Source organism: uncultured Pseudomonas sp. (assembly GCF_913777995.1).
Taxonomy (GTDB): Bacteria; Pseudomonadota; Gammaproteobacteria; order Pseudomonadales; family Pseudomonadaceae; genus Aquipseudomonas.
In genome coordinates, this window is record NZ_CAJYVE010000007.1 from 17,152 (window position 1) to 31,135 (window position 13,984).

At 65.5% G+C, this 13,984-nt stretch carries 13 protein-coding genes; 7 read left to right on the forward strand and 6 right to left on the reverse strand.

Annotated elements, in window-relative coordinates:
• Positions 1 to 5: 5 nt before the first annotated feature.
• On the reverse strand, positions 6 to 485 hold the full coding sequence (locus QZ497_RS01720; protein WP_295470524.1) for an Lrp/AsnC family transcriptional regulator: 480 nt from the start codon (positions 483 to 485) through the stop codon (positions 6 to 8).
• 139 nt (positions 486 to 624) lie between these two features.
• Here QZ497_RS01720 and kynB point away from each other — a divergent pair, with 139 nt between their 5' ends.
• From kynB to QZ497_RS01745, 5 genes are all read left to right on the forward strand, one after another.
• Positions 625 to 1,266, forward strand: a complete 642-nt coding sequence (gene kynB, locus QZ497_RS01725; RefSeq protein ID WP_295470525.1) for an arylformamidase — start codon at positions 625 to 627, stop codon at positions 1,264 to 1,266.
• A 5-nt stretch (positions 1,267 to 1,271) separates the two neighbouring features.
• Positions 1,272 to 2,522, forward strand: a complete 1,251-nt coding sequence (kynU, locus tag QZ497_RS01730) for a kynureninase (RefSeq protein WP_295470527.1) — start codon at positions 1,272 to 1,274, stop codon at positions 2,520 to 2,522.
• Between the two features lie 10 nt (positions 2,523 to 2,532).
• Positions 2,533 to 3,384: a tryptophan 2,3-dioxygenase gene (gene kynA, locus QZ497_RS01735; RefSeq protein WP_295470529.1), complete on the forward strand. Its 852-nt coding sequence runs from the start codon at positions 2,533 to 2,535 to the stop codon at positions 3,382 to 3,384.
• Positions 3,385 to 3,633: 249 nt separating this feature from the next.
• Positions 3,634 to 5,049: an amino acid permease gene (locus QZ497_RS01740; protein ID WP_295470530.1), complete on the forward strand. Its 1,416-nt coding sequence runs from the start codon at positions 3,634 to 3,636 to the stop codon at positions 5,047 to 5,049.
• Between the two features lie 170 nt (positions 5,050 to 5,219).
• On the forward strand, positions 5,220 to 5,894 hold the full coding sequence (locus QZ497_RS01745) for a lytic polysaccharide monooxygenase auxiliary activity family 9 protein (protein WP_295470531.1): 675 nt from the start codon (positions 5,220 to 5,222) through the stop codon (positions 5,892 to 5,894).
• Positions 5,895 to 6,057: 163 nt separating this feature from the next.
• Here the strand turns inward: QZ497_RS01745 and QZ497_RS01750 are convergent, their stop codons facing one another.
• Together QZ497_RS01750 and QZ497_RS01755 are read right to left on the reverse strand one after the other, a co-directional pair.
• Entirely contained in the window at positions 6,058 to 6,333 is a 276-nt protein-coding gene (locus tag QZ497_RS01750) for a hypothetical protein (protein WP_295470533.1), read from the reverse strand.
• A 46-nt stretch (positions 6,334 to 6,379) separates the two neighbouring features.
• Positions 6,380 to 6,850 (reverse strand): RidA family protein, encoded by a 471-nt coding sequence (locus tag QZ497_RS01755; RefSeq protein ID WP_295470534.1) that lies wholly within the window; start codon positions 6,848 to 6,850, stop codon positions 6,380 to 6,382.
• Positions 6,851 to 6,980: 130 nt separating this feature from the next.
• Here QZ497_RS01755 and QZ497_RS01760 point away from each other — a divergent pair, with 130 nt between their 5' ends.
• A complete protein-coding gene (locus QZ497_RS01760; protein ID WP_295470536.1) occupies positions 6,981 to 8,399 on the forward strand; it encodes a PLP-dependent aminotransferase family protein in 1,419 nt (472 codons plus the stop codon).
• Between the two features lie 410 nt (positions 8,400 to 8,809).
• Positions 8,810 to 9,595, forward strand: a complete 786-nt coding sequence (locus QZ497_RS01765) for a transporter substrate-binding domain-containing protein (protein ID WP_295470537.1) — start codon at positions 8,810 to 8,812, stop codon at positions 9,593 to 9,595.
• 6 nt (positions 9,596 to 9,601) lie between these two features.
• Here the strand turns inward: QZ497_RS01765 and QZ497_RS01770 are convergent, their stop codons facing one another.
• The 3 genes from QZ497_RS01770 to QZ497_RS01780 form a co-directional block, all read right to left on the reverse strand.
• Positions 9,602 to 10,915 (reverse strand): nitrate/sulfonate/bicarbonate ABC transporter ATP-binding protein, encoded by a 1,314-nt coding sequence (locus QZ497_RS01770; protein WP_295470539.1) that lies wholly within the window; start codon positions 10,913 to 10,915, stop codon positions 9,602 to 9,604.
• Between the two features lie 10 nt (positions 10,916 to 10,925).
• Positions 10,926 to 12,650: an ABC transporter permease subunit gene (locus tag QZ497_RS01775; protein ID WP_295470540.1), complete on the reverse strand. Its 1,725-nt coding sequence runs from the start codon at positions 12,648 to 12,650 to the stop codon at positions 10,926 to 10,928.
• Between the two features lie 262 nt (positions 12,651 to 12,912).
• Complete coding sequence (locus QZ497_RS01780; RefSeq protein WP_295470542.1) at positions 12,913 to 13,926, reverse strand: helix-turn-helix domain-containing protein; 1,014 nt, start codon at positions 13,924 to 13,926, stop codon at positions 12,913 to 12,915.
• Positions 13,927 to 13,984: the final 58 nt, after the last annotated feature.

Sequence of the window (13,984 nt, forward strand, 5' to 3'; positions counted from 1 at the left end):
CCGGCTCAGCCCTGGCTCGGCCGCACCAGGTCGAGCAGGTTGTCCCGCGACTTGAGGCTTTGCAGGATGATGTCCGAGCGAATGTCGGTAACCCCCTGGCTGGCGTGCAGGCGGTTGACGATGAAATCGGTGTAGTGCGCCAGGTTGCGCGCGCGCACGCGCAGCAGGTAGTTGCTGGAGCCGGTGACGATGAAGGCGTCGGCCACTTCAGGCCAGTGCTGCACGGCTTCGATGAAGCGTTCGTGCCAGCCGTCCATGTCCTGGCGCACGTTGACACTGACCATCGCCTGCACTTCGATGCCCAGCTTGGCGGTGTCCAGGCGCACGCCGTAGCCGGCGATGATGCCCTCACTTTCCAGGTTGCGCAGGCGACGCAGGCAGGCCGAGGGTGACAGCGCGACTTTTTCCGCCAGGTCCTGGTTGCTCATGCGTCCGTCCTGGCTGAGGCAGGCGAGGATACGCAGGTCGATGCTGTCCAGCTTCATCGTGTGCAGATTCCTTCGTTTTTAACTTCTTGATTCGAATAATCTGCGAATAAATGTCACTCCGGCGCTGAGATTGCAAGAAAATTCTTGGCCCTTGCAGATAAGCTTTTCCCAGCCTGCAAGGGAGCAGAACAACAACATGCCAACGCAAACCGCCTGGTGGGACATCAGCCCGCCCTTGAACACCGACACGCCGACCTGGCCCGGCGACACGCCTTTCCAGGAAGAGCGGGTCTGGGCCTATGGTCCGCAATGTCCGGTCAACGTAGGACGCATCACCCTGTCGCCGCACACTGGCGCGCATGTCGATGCGCCCTTGCACTACAGCCCCGACGGCCTGCCCATCGGTGAGGTGTCACTGGACCTGTACATGGGCCCGTGTCGGGTCATCCATTGCCTGGGCAGCGGTGCGCTGGTAGAGCCGACGGATATCGCCGCGCACTTGCACCAGGTGCCCGAGCGCGTGCTGCTGCGCACTTATCGGCAGGCGCCAGTGAGCCACTGGGACTCTGACTTCACCGCCGTCGCGCCAGCGACCATCGAATTGCTGGCGAGCCATGGCGTACGCCTGATCGGCATCGATACGCCGTCGCTCGACCCCCAGGAATCCAAGACCCTGGACGCTCACCGCACGGTGGAGCGCCAGGCCATGGCGATCCTCGAAGGCATCGTGCTGGATGCGGTGCCCGAGGGTGACTACGAACTGATTGCCTTGCCCCTGCGTTTCTCCCACCTCGATGCCAGCCCGGTGCGCGCCGTACTGCGCCCCCTGAAAGGATGAATGACATGTCTGTACAACAAGAACTGCGCGAGCTTGATCTCGCCGACCCGCTGGCGCCGCTGCGCGACGCATTCGCCTTGCCCGAAGGTGTGGTCTACCTCGACGGCAACTCCCTTGGTGCCCGCCCGCACGCCGCGTTGGCGCGGGCCACGCAGATGATCGAGCAGGAGTGGGGCGAAGGGCTGATCCGCAGCTGGAACACCGCGCAGTGGAGCACCCTGTCGACGCGCCTGGGCGACAAGCTGGCCGGGCTGATCGGCGCAGGGCCTGGCGAAGTGGCGATCACCGACACCACCACGGTGAACCTGTTCAAGATCCTCGCCGCCGGCCTGCGCATCCAGGCCCAGCGCGCGCCGCAGCGCAAGGTGATCCTCTCCGAGCTGCACAACTTCCCGGCTGACCTGTACGTCATCGAAGGCCTCGCCGACCTGCTCGACGAAGGCTATGAACTGCGCCTGATCGACAAGCCCGAAGACCTCGCGGCGCAGCTCAGCGACCAGGTGGCGCTGGTGCTGCTCACCCACGTCAACTACAAGAGCGGCCACATGTACGACATGGCCGCGGTCACCGCGCAGATCCACCAGCATGGCGCGCTGGCGCTGTGGGACCTGGCGCATTCGGCCGGTGCGGTACCGGTGGACCTCACCGCTGCCGGGGCGGACTACGCCATCGGCTGCACCTACAAGTACCTCAACGGCGGGCCCGGTGCACCGGCCTTCGTGTGGGTTTCTCCGGCGCTGTGCGACCAAGTCTGGCAGCCGCTGTCGGGCTGGTGGGGCCACGCCCGGCAGTTCGCCATGGAACCGCACTACGCACCGGCCTCCGGTATCCAGCGCTACCTCTGTGGTACCCAGCCGCTGGTGTCGCTGGGCATGGTCGAGTGCGGCCTGGACATCTTCGCCAAGACCGACATGGTCGCGCTGCGGCGCAAATCCCTGGCGCTGACCGACCTGTTCATCCGCCTGGTGGAAGAGCGTTGCAAGGCGCACCCGCTGACCCTGATCACCCCGCGTGACCACGCCCAGCGCGGCAGCCATGTGAGCTTCGAACACCCTGAAGGCTATGCCGTGGTGCAGGCGCTGATCGCCCGCGGGGTGATCGGCGACTACCGCGAGCCACGCATCATGCGCTTCGGCTTCACCCCGCTGTACACCTCGTTTCAGGACGTCGGCGCGGCCGTGCAGGCGCTGGTCGAAGTGCTCGACGGCGAAGAATGGCGTCAGCCGCAATACCAGACCCGTCACTCGGTGACCTGAGGAGCCTTCCATGAGCCAATGTCCCTATTCCCACGGCAACGCCGAGCAGTGGCATGACGCCAAGCTGGATTTCAGCAACGACATGAGCTACGGCGATTACCTGGACCTCAAGCGCATCCTCAGTGCCCAGCATCCGCTGTCGGAGGACCACAACGAGTTGCTGTTCATCATTCAGCACCAGACCTCCGAGCTGTGGATGAAGCTGATGCTCCACGAGCTGCGCGCGGCCCGCGAACAGCTCAAGCAGGGTGACCTGCCACCGGCGTTCAAGATGCTCGCGCGGGTGTCGCGGATCTTCGACCAGATGGTCCACGCCTGGGCCGTACTGGCAACCATGACACCCAGTGAGTACGTGGCCTTCCGTCCATCGCTGGGGCAGTCGTCGGGCTTCCAGTCGTTCCAGTACCGGGAGATCGAATTCATCCTCGGCAACAAGAGCGTGCCGCTGATGCAGCCCCATGCACACCGGCCCGAGCTGCTGGACGGCCTGCAGAAAAGCCTGGAAGAACCGTCGCTGTACGACGAGGCCATTCGCCTGCTGGCCAAGGCCGGCCTGCCGATCGATGCCGAGCGCCTGGAGCAGGTGGCACCGACCCGCACCCTGCGCAACGACTCGGTCGAGGCGGCCTGGAAAGTGGTGTACCAGAACCCCAGCCAGTACTGGGACCTGTACCAGCTGGCCGAGAAGTTCATCGACCTCGAAGACTCGTTCCGCCAGTGGCGCTTCCGCCACGTGACCACCGTGGAGCGCATCATCGGCTTCAAGCAAGGCTCTGGCGGCACCGAGGGCGTGGGTTACCTGCGCAAGATGCTCGACACCGAGCTGTTCCCCGAACTGTGGAGCCTGCGTTCCACCCTCTGATCGAACCGGCGCGCGCTGACCCAGCGCGCGCCGTGCTGCGTGCCTGAACCCCGAACATCGAACAATAACAAGGACAAATCTGATGCCCATCGACGCCACCCCACGACCGTACCCGACTTCCAGACTGCCGTTCTGACGCCCGCCGACGATTGCTTCGCCAGCGGACCAACATGACCTGCATCCACGTCGGTGGCTGCGCATGACTGCGCGCTGAACCTGCGGGGGTGTCTGTTTGATCGAGGTGCATCCATGACTCACGAAACGTCATCGGCCGGCTTGCAGCGCGGCCTCAACAGTCGTCACATTCAGCTCATCGCCCTGGGCGGCGCCATCGGCACCGGGCTGTTCCTCGGTTCGGCCGGGGTCCTCAAAACCGCCGGTCCGGCGATGATCCTGGGCTACGCCATTGCCGGCTTCATTGCCTTCCTGATCATGCGCCAGTTGGGTGAGATGGTGGTCCAGGAGCCAGTGGCCGGCTCTTTCGGCCATTTCGCCAACCGTTACTGGGGGGGCTTCGCCGGGTTCCTGTCGGGCTGGAACTACTGGATCATGTATGCGCTGGTGTGCATGGCCGAGCTGACCGCCGTGGGTAAATACGTGCAATTCTGGTGGCCGGAGATTCCCATCTGGGTCAGTGCCGCAGCGTTCTTCGTGCTGGTGAACGCGATCAACCTGATCAACGTCAAGGCCTTCGGGGAGACCGAGTTCTGGTTCGCCATCGTCAAGGTCGCGGCGATCATCGGCATGATCCTGCTGGCCAGCTACCTGCTGGTCAGCGGCGAGGGCGGCCCACAGGCGTCGCTGAGCAACCTGTGGAGCCATGGCGGGTTCTTCCCCCACGGGGTCAGCGGCATGTTCATGGCCATGGCCTTCATCCTGTTCGCCTTCGGCGGCATGGAGCTGATCGGCATCGCCGCCGCCGAGTCGGATGAGCCTCGGCGGGTGATTCCCAAGGCGATCAACCAGGTGGTGTACCGCATCATCATTTTCTACATCGGTGCCTTGACGCTGTTGCTGGCGCTGTATCCCTGGGACCAGTTGCTCGACAGTCTCGCTGCCAGCCAGGACGCCTACGGTGCCAGCCCCTTCGTGAAGATCTTCGCGCTGATCGGCAGCGACCTGGCGGCCCATGTGCTCAACTTCGTGATCCTCACCGCAGCGTTGTCGGTGTACAACAGCGGCGCCTACTGCATGAGCCGCATGCTGTTCGGCCTGGCCGAGCAGGGCAATGCGCCGAAAGGCTTGCTGCGTGTCAACCGTCGCGGCATTCCGGTGCCGGCGGTGCTGGTCTCGGCGGCGGTGACCGCATTGTGCCTGGTGATCAACTACCTGCTGCCGGGTGAAGCCTTCGAACTGATGATGGCCCTGGCCGTGGCGGCGCTGCTTATCAACTGGGTCATGGTCAGCCTGACCCACCTGCGCTTTCGTCGCGTGCTCAAGGCTCGCCATGAAACACCGCACTTCAAGGCGCTGTGGCATCCCATGGGCAATTTCATCTGCCTCGCCTTCATGCTGATGATTCTGGTGGTCATGCTGCTGATTCCCGGCATCCGCATTTCGGTGTTCATCATCCCGATATGGATTCTGGTCCTCTGGGCCATGTTCCGCTTCAGCAAACCGCCTGCCGCCGGCGCCGCCCAGCCGGCGCCCAGCGCCGGGCTCTAGGCTGGCAGAAGTCTCAGGTCCGCTGCCTGGCCAGGTCTGTTAGGGTCCGGCTGTCCGCTCCGCCGTGGGGCGGGCAGGGTGCCTGAGGGTGGTCATGGGTGCGGCGACCAACGATCCGCCAGCACCCCGCGTGGTCCAGGTCGCTTCTTCACGCAAGGAGAACCAGCACCATGAGAGCCAGAGAACTGAGAACCGTCGTCGACGATTTCCTCGACCGCCTGTTCGCCGCCTACGCCGCCGGCCAGCCCCGGCATGGTCGCGTCATCAATCCCAAGTCACGCGCCGTCTACCTCAACGAGCAGGGGGAGCTGGACGAAGGGCAGATGAACGAAGTGGAGGGCGGCAAGGGCTTTCCCGGCACCACCGCCGGCTACGTGGACCCTGCCGGGCCCGACGATGTGAAAGGTAAGGCGCCGCCGGCAGATGGTCTGATCGCCAGCGGCGGGCACACCGACGCGCGGGTCAAGCTCAACCAGCCCGGCAGCCACTGGCCCAAGCATCCCGTCAAGTCCGGCTCCACGCTGACGGTGGAATGGAACTACTCGATGCCGCACAAGACCCGGCGCTGGACCTACTGGATCACCAAGGACGGCTGGAGCCCCAGCCAGCAGCTGGTGCGCGCGCACCTGGAGGACAAGCCCATCCACGAGGTGGTCAATACCTACCAGCCGTACTGGGGACCGGACGCCGAACAGGAGTTGATGGCCCGCAACCCCACCATCCACCAAGTGCCGCTGCCGCAGCGCAGCGGCCATCATCTGTTGCTGGGGGTGTGGAACGTGGCCGATACCGAGGCCGCGTTCTATCAGGTGATCGACCTGGATTTCGGCGATGGCCAGTCGTGATCAGGCCGCTTTTCGGCCAGACCCAATGCTGGTCAGTTAAGCGCTTTGCGCCTTGTGGGAGCGAGCTTGCTCGCGAAAAGCTGGCAAAGTCGCTGAGCTTGCTATGAACGTGACGCCGCCTTCGCGAGCAAGCTCGCTCCCACGGGACTGAACTGTATTGCGGCTAGACCTGACCGACCTGTATGAGGTTGAGCATCCGGCGCAGCGGGTCAGGCAGCGCCGCTGCGATTCGCTCAACCTGCCCTCGGGCACCGTGCACCTCGCCCTGTTCCCAGCGATCCCATTGCATGTCGATACGCAGTTCACCCTGGCGCAGAATGGCCCAGGCGTGATCCAGGCCGCCGCCTTTTTCCATGGCCCAGCCGGCGTCCACCAGCGCATCGCGCAGGGCCAGCCAGTCGGCTTCGGGGAGGTCAGCGAGGATCAGGGCGTCGGTCATGGTCGTGTGCTCGCAGGGCGGGTGAGCAGTTTCGACCCTGCTCGCCTCAATCGGCAATGGCCAGCAGATCAATCTCCACGGCGGCATTCTTTGGCAACTGATACACCCCGACCGAAGTGCGCGTGTGGACACCCGCTTCGCCCAGTACCTGGTGGAAGATCGCCGAGGCGGCATTGGCCACTTCGCTTTGCTGGCAGAAGTCGCTGGCCGACTGCACGAAGACGTTCATGCGTACCAGACGGCGAATGCGTTCCAGCGAACCCAGATGCGCTTCAAGCAAGGCCAGGCAACGCAAGGCGCTGACCTGCGCAGCGATCTGTGCGTCTGCCAGGCTGACCTCGGCGCCGACCCGGCCAGGGTGGATGACGCTATCGTTGACCCGGGGGATCTGCCCGCTGACGTGCACCTGGTCGGCGTGCTGGATGACCGGTACGTAGTCGCCGCCAATCTTCGGCGTTCCCTCGAAGCGGTAGCCCAGCTTCTGCAACGCGGCCTGGTAACGCTGTGTTCTGCTCATCGACGCCTGGCTCCTCATCTGTTCACGACCCGGTTGGCCGCGCACGCAGGTTAGAAAAACCCTCCGCTTGAGCACCAGAAACACTCTGCCTAGAATCCACCGGACTTTACTGCCCGGACGACCCGTACAGATGCAGATCCAGCGCGCTGCCATCGCCAGCATTGCCTACCTGGCGGGTGAACCACGGGGCCGGCAGATCGTCGAGCACATCACCGCCTGCATCACCGATGGCCGCCTGGCACCGGGCGTGCGCCTGCCACCGATCCGCGAGCTGAGCGGCCTGCTGCAGGTCAGCAAGTCGACGGTGGTGGAAGCCCTCGACCGCCTGCGTGCTGCCGGGCTGCTCACCGCCCGGCAGGGGGCCGGTTACTATGTGGCTCGCGATGCCCTGGCCAGCGCACGGCCAGAGCCGGTGACCAGCACGGCGCCCGCCCCGGACATTCTCGCCACCCTGCGTCAGGCGCTGATGCTGGACAACGGTACGCGGCGCCCCGGTTGTGGTTTCCTGCCGGCGGCCTGGCTGCCAGACCAGGAACTGATGAAGGCCATGCGGGGCACGCTGCGCGCCAGCGCCCTGCGCATGGGCGAGTACGGTGCCGTGCCGGGCTACCTGCCGTTGCGCCAGACCTTGCGCCATAAGCTGGCAGCCTTGGGCATCCAGGCCGGGACGGGGCAGATCGTCACCACCGCCAGCACCGTGCAGGCCGTGGACATGCTCTTGCAACTGCTGCTGCAGCCGGGCGATACCGCGCTGCTGGACGAACCGGGCTATGTGAATTTTCGCGCCGCGCTGACACTGCGCGGTGCGCGAGTGGTCAGCGTGCCGCGCAGCCGTGAAGGCCTGGACTTCGCCGCCCTGGAGCGTCTGCTGGGTAGCGAACGCCCGCGGGTCTACCTGACCAATAGCACGCTGCACAACCCCACCGGCCACAGCTTCAGCGTGCTGCAGGCGCAGCGCCTGCTGGAGCTGTGCCAGCGCTTCGCGGTGCAGGTCATCGAAGACGACATCTACTGCGACCTGCAGCCAGACGCACCGCGCCTGGCTGCCTTGGGTGGCCTGGCCAGGGTCAGCTATGTCTCCGGCTTCTCCAAGACCCTGAGTGCCAACTGCCGAGTCAGCTATGCCGTGGTCGAGGCGCAACTGGCCGAGCGGCTGCAGGCGCTCAAACTCACCAGCGGCGCGGTAACCTCCGAACTCACCGAGCAGGTCATCCAGCGCATGCTGCTCGAAGGCAGCTACGAACGGCACACCCGACGCCTGGTCGACCGCTTGTATGAGTCGGGTGCCCGGGTTTCCCGCTGGCTCGCAGAGGCCGGCTGCACGCTGCACTCCACGCCCGGGCAGGGGCTGTTCATCTGGGCGCGGCTGCCAAGCGGCCAGGAGGCCGTAGCGCTGGCGCGGCGGGGCCTGGCGCTGGGCCTGGTGCTGGCGCCCGGCGCGTTGTTGAGTCAGGCGCCTGACGCTTGCCACTTCATGCGCTTCAATGTCGGGCACAGCGACAGCCAGGTGGTACGCGATGCCTTCCTGCGCCTGCTCGAGGGGCGCTGAGCCTGGCCGGTTGGATGCGCCTGCGCTGCCGGGCGACATATTCTTGCGACGCCTCGACAATCAATGCGCGGGCCGCTGAGGCCTCGGGCACAGGGCTCGATCTGCATCTATTCTGAGTCAATGCCGATACAGGTCTGTCACGCGTTGTGTGCATCCGTAGAGCGGCTTCAGCCGCGAAATAGCCGGAACGATCAGGGTATCTACGGTGACCAACAGGCAGCCCCTCGGCTAAGCCCATGCGGTTCGGTTAGACCAGGCAGGAGCGGCACCCGCGCGAAGCGACCTCATGTTCACCGCCGATGCAGTGAATGTTCTGGCCCTTTCGCGGTTGAAGCCGCTCCTGCCAGCCCCGACCGAGCTGTTTTGGAGCCAACGCCGACCCTGTGCTTCATCCTGCCAGACTGAGCCAAATGCCTTCCTCGATGCGTTTTCTCCATGCCCTTCGCCGCCGCACCCTCCAACTGGGTTGCGCCGTGCTGGCATTGTCTTGTGAGGCTGTGGCGGCGGCCGAGCCCTTGCCGGTGTACATGCTCGAGGCGCCACCGCTGACCATGTCCGGTCCGCCCGGCGAGAACGGCATCCTCGGCGATGCCGCCCTGTTGGCCGGTGCGCTGGCAGATCAGCCGCTGGCGCTGCAGTCGTTGCCATGGAATCGCGCGCAGCGCATGGTCCAGCTGGGTCAGGATCTGTTGATCATTCCCCTGTCGCGCACCCCCGAGCGGGAAAGCAAATACACCTGGATCGCCCCGGTGATGACCATGGAGCGCGCCTTCTTCAGTCTCAGCAAACAGGTCGGCAGCTTTGCCGAAGCGCGCCAGACCTATCAGCGCATCGCCGTGGGCATGGGCAGCGCCCAGGAACAGAAACTGCGCGAAGAGGGCTTCTCCGACGAGCAGATCTACCCGTTGAAAATCGGTGAGAACCCGGCGCAGATGCTTCTGCTGGGCCGGGTGGACGCCTGGTTCAACGGCGTACCGGAAACCCAGTACATCTGGAAGGGTGTGTCCAGCAAGCCGCTGTTGATGAGCCCGCCACTGATGAGCGCCGACCTCTACCTGGCCTGTTCGGCGCAGTGCAGTGAAGCACGGGTGCACAGCCTGCGCCAGGCGGTCGAAACGTTGCGCCGCAACGGCACCCTGAACCGCCTCATCCACCATTACCTGTATGGCCTGCCCAGCGATAGCAGCGTGCCCTGACGTGGCTCAGCGGCCCACCGGTTCCAGGCGTGCCAGGGTGAAGCTGTGGTTATGGAAGTTGTATTCGAACAGTTCGCTGTAACGTCCCCATTCGATGACCACCTTCACCACCCGCAGCGCCTCGTCTTCGTTCATCCACTGCGCCAGGCGCTCCAGCACGGCTGCCCTGGGCAGACTGCCGGCCGGGTCGAGGTGCAGGCGGTCGAGTATGAAGTTCACCAGGGCGATGCGCCCACGGCACTGGCGGGCGAACAGATCCTGGCGGCGCGCCTGGGTGGTGGTCACGTAGTGTCGGCCCTGGCGGTCCAGGCGCAGCTGGCCGTCCTCGATGTGTGCCAGGCCCAGCAAGGCCAGCGCTTCGCACACCGGCAGCAGCTCTTCGTCGGGCAGTTCGGTTTCCTCGGCCAGCTCCGGCAGGCTGGCCTTGCCTTTGAACGGTTCGGCAGCCAGGCGCTCCAGCACGCTTTCCAGACGCGCGATATCCGCTTCCGGCAGGCGGTAGCCCAGCGGCGCGGCCATGTGCGCGCTTTCCTGTGCGGGCACCGGGGTTTCCTGACGCTGGGTCATCAATGCATAGACCTGGGCGACCAGCGCCCGCACGGCTGGCGAATCGGGGTCGCGGGGGCGTGGCAGGTCGACCTGCAACTGGGTACGCACGCGGCCGGGGTCGCTGTCGAGAATGACGATACGGTCGGCCATCATCACGGTTTCCTCGATGTTGTGCGACACCACCAGGATGCAGCGCGTAGCCAGGCGGCGCTCCTGCCACAGTTCGAGAATGTCGTCGCGTAGGTTCTCGCCGGTGAGCACATCCAGCGCCGAGAAGGCTTCATCCATCAGCAGCACTTCCGGGTTGGTCACCAGGGCGCGGGCGATGCCCACGCGCTGGCGCATGCCGCCGGACAGCTCGCGGGGCAGGGCGCCGCTGAAACCGGACAGGCCGATCAGCTCCAGAGCCGCGCTGGCCAGGCGTTCGCGCTCGGCGGGCTTGACGCCCTGGGCCTCCAGGCCCAGTTCGACGTTCTGCTGCACGGTCAGCCAGGGAAACAGCGCGAACGACTGGAACACCATGGCAATGCCGTTCACCGGGCCATGGATTGGCCGCCCGCGATACAGCGCCTGGCCTTCGTCGGCCAGCACCAGGCCGGCGATGATGCGCAGCAGGGTGGATTTACCGGAGCCAGAGCGGCCCAGCAGGGCGACGATCTCGCCTTCCTGCAGGTGCAGGTCGACGCCCTGCAGCACGGTGCGCGAAGTGCCGTCGGCGGCCTTGAAGCCTTTGTCCACGGCCTTGAGTTGAATCAGTGCTTGGGTCTTCATCGCAATCCCCTTAACGACGGGTTTCGGCACGCAGGAACAGGCGGCGCCAGAAGAAACGGTTGAGCAGCATCACGTACAGGCACATCACCCCGATGCCCAGGGCGATGCGGTGGAAGTCGCCAGCATCGGTCATCTGCTTGATATAACTGCCCAGGCCCTGGGCCTGCAGCGTGGTGTCGCCCCAGGTCACGTACTCGGCGACGATACTGGCGTTCCACGAGCCGCCGCTGGCGGTCACCGCGCCGGTAAGAAAGCTCGGGAAAACCGCTGGCAGGTACACCCGCTTCCATTTCAGCCAGCCACTCAGGCCCAGGTTGTCCGCTGCCAGGCGCAGTTCGTAGGGCATGGTCGAGGCGCCGGCTACCACGTTGAACAGGATGTACCACTGGGTGCCGAACACCATCAGCGGGCTGAGCCAGATGTTCGGGTTGAGGTCCAGGCGCACCAGCACCACCACCACCAGCGGGAACAGCAGGTTGACCGGAAACGCGGCGAGGAACTGCGCCACGGCTTGGACTTTCTGCGCATAGCGCGGGCGCAGGCCGATCCAGATCGACAGCGGTACCCAGACCAGCGAGGCGAGGACGATCAGCACCATCACCCGGGCCAGGGTCAGCAGGCCCAGGCCCAGCACATGCAGGGCTTCGCCCCAGCCGACGTCCTGGTGCACGAACAGCGTCAGTTGCACCAGCGCCGCCAGGCACACCAGCAATAGCAGCGCGTCCCAGGCCCGCAGCCACCAGCTCGGCAGTTGCAGGCTGCGCCGAGGCGGCTGGGTGCCGTCGCCCTGCAGCGGGAAGGCGCCGATGGCGGCCTGTACACGGGCCGACAGACGCAGGCTGGCGGCACGGATCCAGCGGCTGCGCCGCCCCCAGTCGAGCACCCAGGAGCGCTGCGCGGTTTCGCCCTGTGCTTCTTCGAAGCGAAAGCGGTCGGCCCAGGCCAGCAGCGGGCGGAAGAACAGCTGGTCGTAGAACAGGATGCCCAGCAGCATGGCGCCGATCGCCCAGCCGATGGCGCCCAGGTCGCGCTGGTCGATGGCCACGGCGATGTACGAGCCGATGCCGGGCAGCTTGATGTCCTGGCCGGCCACCGAAATCGCTTCGGCAGCGACCAGGAAGAACCAGCCGCCAGACATCGACATCATCATGTTCCACAGCAGGCCCGGCATGGCGAAGGGCAGCTCCAGGCGCCAGAAGCGCTGCCAGGCCGAGAGGCGGAAGATCCGCGCCGCTTCATTGAGTTCCGCCGGCAGGGTGCGGAACGACTGGTACAGGCTCAGCGCCATGTTCCACGCCTGGGACGTGAAGATGGCGAAGATCGCCGCGCACTCCACGCCCAGCAGGTTGCCGGGAAACAGCGCGATGAAGGGCGCGATGGCGATGGCCTGAAAACCCAGGATCGGCACCGACTGCAGCACGTCCAGCAGCGGGATCATGGCCTTTTCCGCCGCCCGGTAGCGCGCCGCGATGGCGGCGAAAACGAAGGCGAACAGCAGCGAGATGCCCAGCGCGGTGAACATCCGCAGCATGGTGCGCAACAGGTAGTAGGGCAGCTCGCTGGGGTCCAGGGAGATCGGCGTGGGTTCGCCGACGATGAACGGCCGGCTCATCTGCATGGCGCCCCAGGCGGCCAGCACGATGGCGGCCAGCACCAGGGGCAGCAGCGCCCAGTCCCAGCGGTTGGGCGCGGCGCCGCGCAGGCGCGAGGCCTGGTTGCGAAAGGAAATATGCATCGACTTACCTCGGCCCGGACGCGCCGGCAGGTAAGTCGCAGACGAGGCTCAGCCCGGCGTGCGGCTCGACCGACCAGCCCGTGGCGGGCATTGTCGTTTGATTGTCTTGGTCGCTTGCCCGTCCAGCATCAGCGTGGCGGGCCGGCGACTACCGGGATAACTGTCCATGGCTCTCGTCGTTTAATGGCAAGGTGCCTCTGTTGAGACCTGCGCTTTATACGAGCGTGTACGCGACGGGTCAACGAGGTATGGCAAAACTAAATTACATTTCATCTGTTGACAGCATGGCACAGCTTCGCCGCTTGCCCAGCCATTCCACATAGCCGCTTGGCGACAAGCCCATGACCTGGGCGAAAGCACGCCGGAACGACGACTCGTCGGCGTAGCCGGCCTGCATCGCCACCTGCTTGACCCGTGCTCCCGGGCTTTGCAGCAAGGCGCAGGCGGTCTCGATCCGCACCCGGGTAATGAACGCCTTGGGGGTTTCGTTTAGCAGTTCCTTCAGGCGCCGGTGCAAGGTTCGCTCGCTCAGCCTCAAGCCTCTCGCCAGCGCCTGCGCAGTCAGCCCGGGGCCGGCCTGGCGCACCGTCTGTTCGGCTTGCAGCAACAGTGGGCTGGTGGCGTTGATAAAGCCCCGGGGGGCGTAGACGGTCTGCGGTAAGGCCTGGTTGTCGGTCACGGCCATGCTGGCGGCCAGCCTGGCCACGGTGTCGCCGGCCAGGCGCCGGATGACGTGCAGGGCCAGGTCGATCCACGACAGCGGCCCGCCGCTGCTGATTACCCGGTCGTGTTCTTCCAGGGCCGAACCCCATACCGCATCGGCCTTGGGAAAGCGGCGTTTGAAGATCGGGTGCAGCCACCAGGTGGTGGTGCAGCGTCGGCCATCGAGCAGGCCTGCTTCGCCGAGTACGAAAGCACCGGCGCAGGCTCCGGCGACCAGGCCACCGTGCTGGTGATAGCGGCGCAACCAGGCCGCCGCCTGGCTCACTGAGGCGCAGCGGGGCGGGCTGCCGTCGGTGTCCAGGGCCATGCCGGCGATCAGCACTGCATCGCAGCCCAAGGCGTCGTCGAAGCGCCCATCGACCTGCACCGTTCGCCCCTGGGCATCCATGACGGCGGCGGCATCCGCGCTGACCACCAGGGTCTCGAAAACCACGCCGGCAGAGCCGCCGTCCGGGGCATTGCGCAGGGCCTGATTGGTGATCCAGAACAGGTCGACGAGGCCCACCACGGCGGAGTGCAGGCAGCCTTCGACGGCAACGATGGCGATACGCATGGGGACCTCGGCAGGTGCTGGCGAACTTTGCGCGGTAAGTGGCAAGCCTGCCATCTGT

Bases quoted from the DNA above. Each gene is read 5' to 3' on its own strand.
- QZ497_RS01775 (WP_295470540.1), bottom strand. From the start codon at position 12,650: ATGCATATTTCCTTTCGCAACCAGGCCTCGCGCCTGCGCGGCGCCGCG.
- kynU (WP_295470527.1), top strand. From the start codon at position 1,272: ATGTCTGTACAACAAGAACTGCGCGAGCTTGATCTCGCCGACCCGCTG.
- kynA (WP_295470529.1), top strand. From the start codon at position 2,533: ATGAGCCAATGTCCCTATTCCCACGGCAACGCCGAGCAGTGGCATGAC.
- kynB (WP_295470525.1), top strand. From the start codon at position 625: ATGCCAACGCAAACCGCCTGGTGGGACATCAGCCCGCCCTTGAACACC.
- QZ497_RS01720 (WP_295470524.1), bottom strand. From the start codon at position 485: ATGAAGCTGGACAGCATCGACCTGCGTATCCTCGCCTGCCTCAGCCAG.
- QZ497_RS01770 (WP_295470539.1), bottom strand. From the start codon at position 10,915: ATGAAGACCCAAGCACTGATTCAACTCAAGGCCGTGGACAAAGGCTTC.
- QZ497_RS01750 (WP_295470533.1), bottom strand. From the start codon at position 6,333: ATGACCGACGCCCTGATCCTCGCTGACCTCCCCGAAGCCGACTGGCTG.
- QZ497_RS01745 (WP_295470531.1), top strand. From the start codon at position 5,220: ATGAGAGCCAGAGAACTGAGAACCGTCGTCGACGATTTCCTCGACCGC.
- QZ497_RS01740 (WP_295470530.1), top strand. From the start codon at position 3,634: ATGACTCACGAAACGTCATCGGCCGGCTTGCAGCGCGGCCTCAACAGT.
- QZ497_RS01760 (WP_295470536.1), top strand. From the start codon at position 6,981: ATGCAGATCCAGCGCGCTGCCATCGCCAGCATTGCCTACCTGGCGGGT.
- QZ497_RS01780 (WP_295470542.1), bottom strand. From the start codon at position 13,926: ATGCGTATCGCCATCGTTGCCGTCGAAGGCTGCCTGCACTCCGCCGTG.
- QZ497_RS01755 (WP_295470534.1), bottom strand. From the start codon at position 6,850: ATGAGCAGAACACAGCGTTACCAGGCCGCGTTGCAGAAGCTGGGCTAC.
- QZ497_RS01765 (WP_295470537.1), top strand. From the start codon at position 8,810: ATGCCTTCCTCGATGCGTTTTCTCCATGCCCTTCGCCGCCGCACCCTC.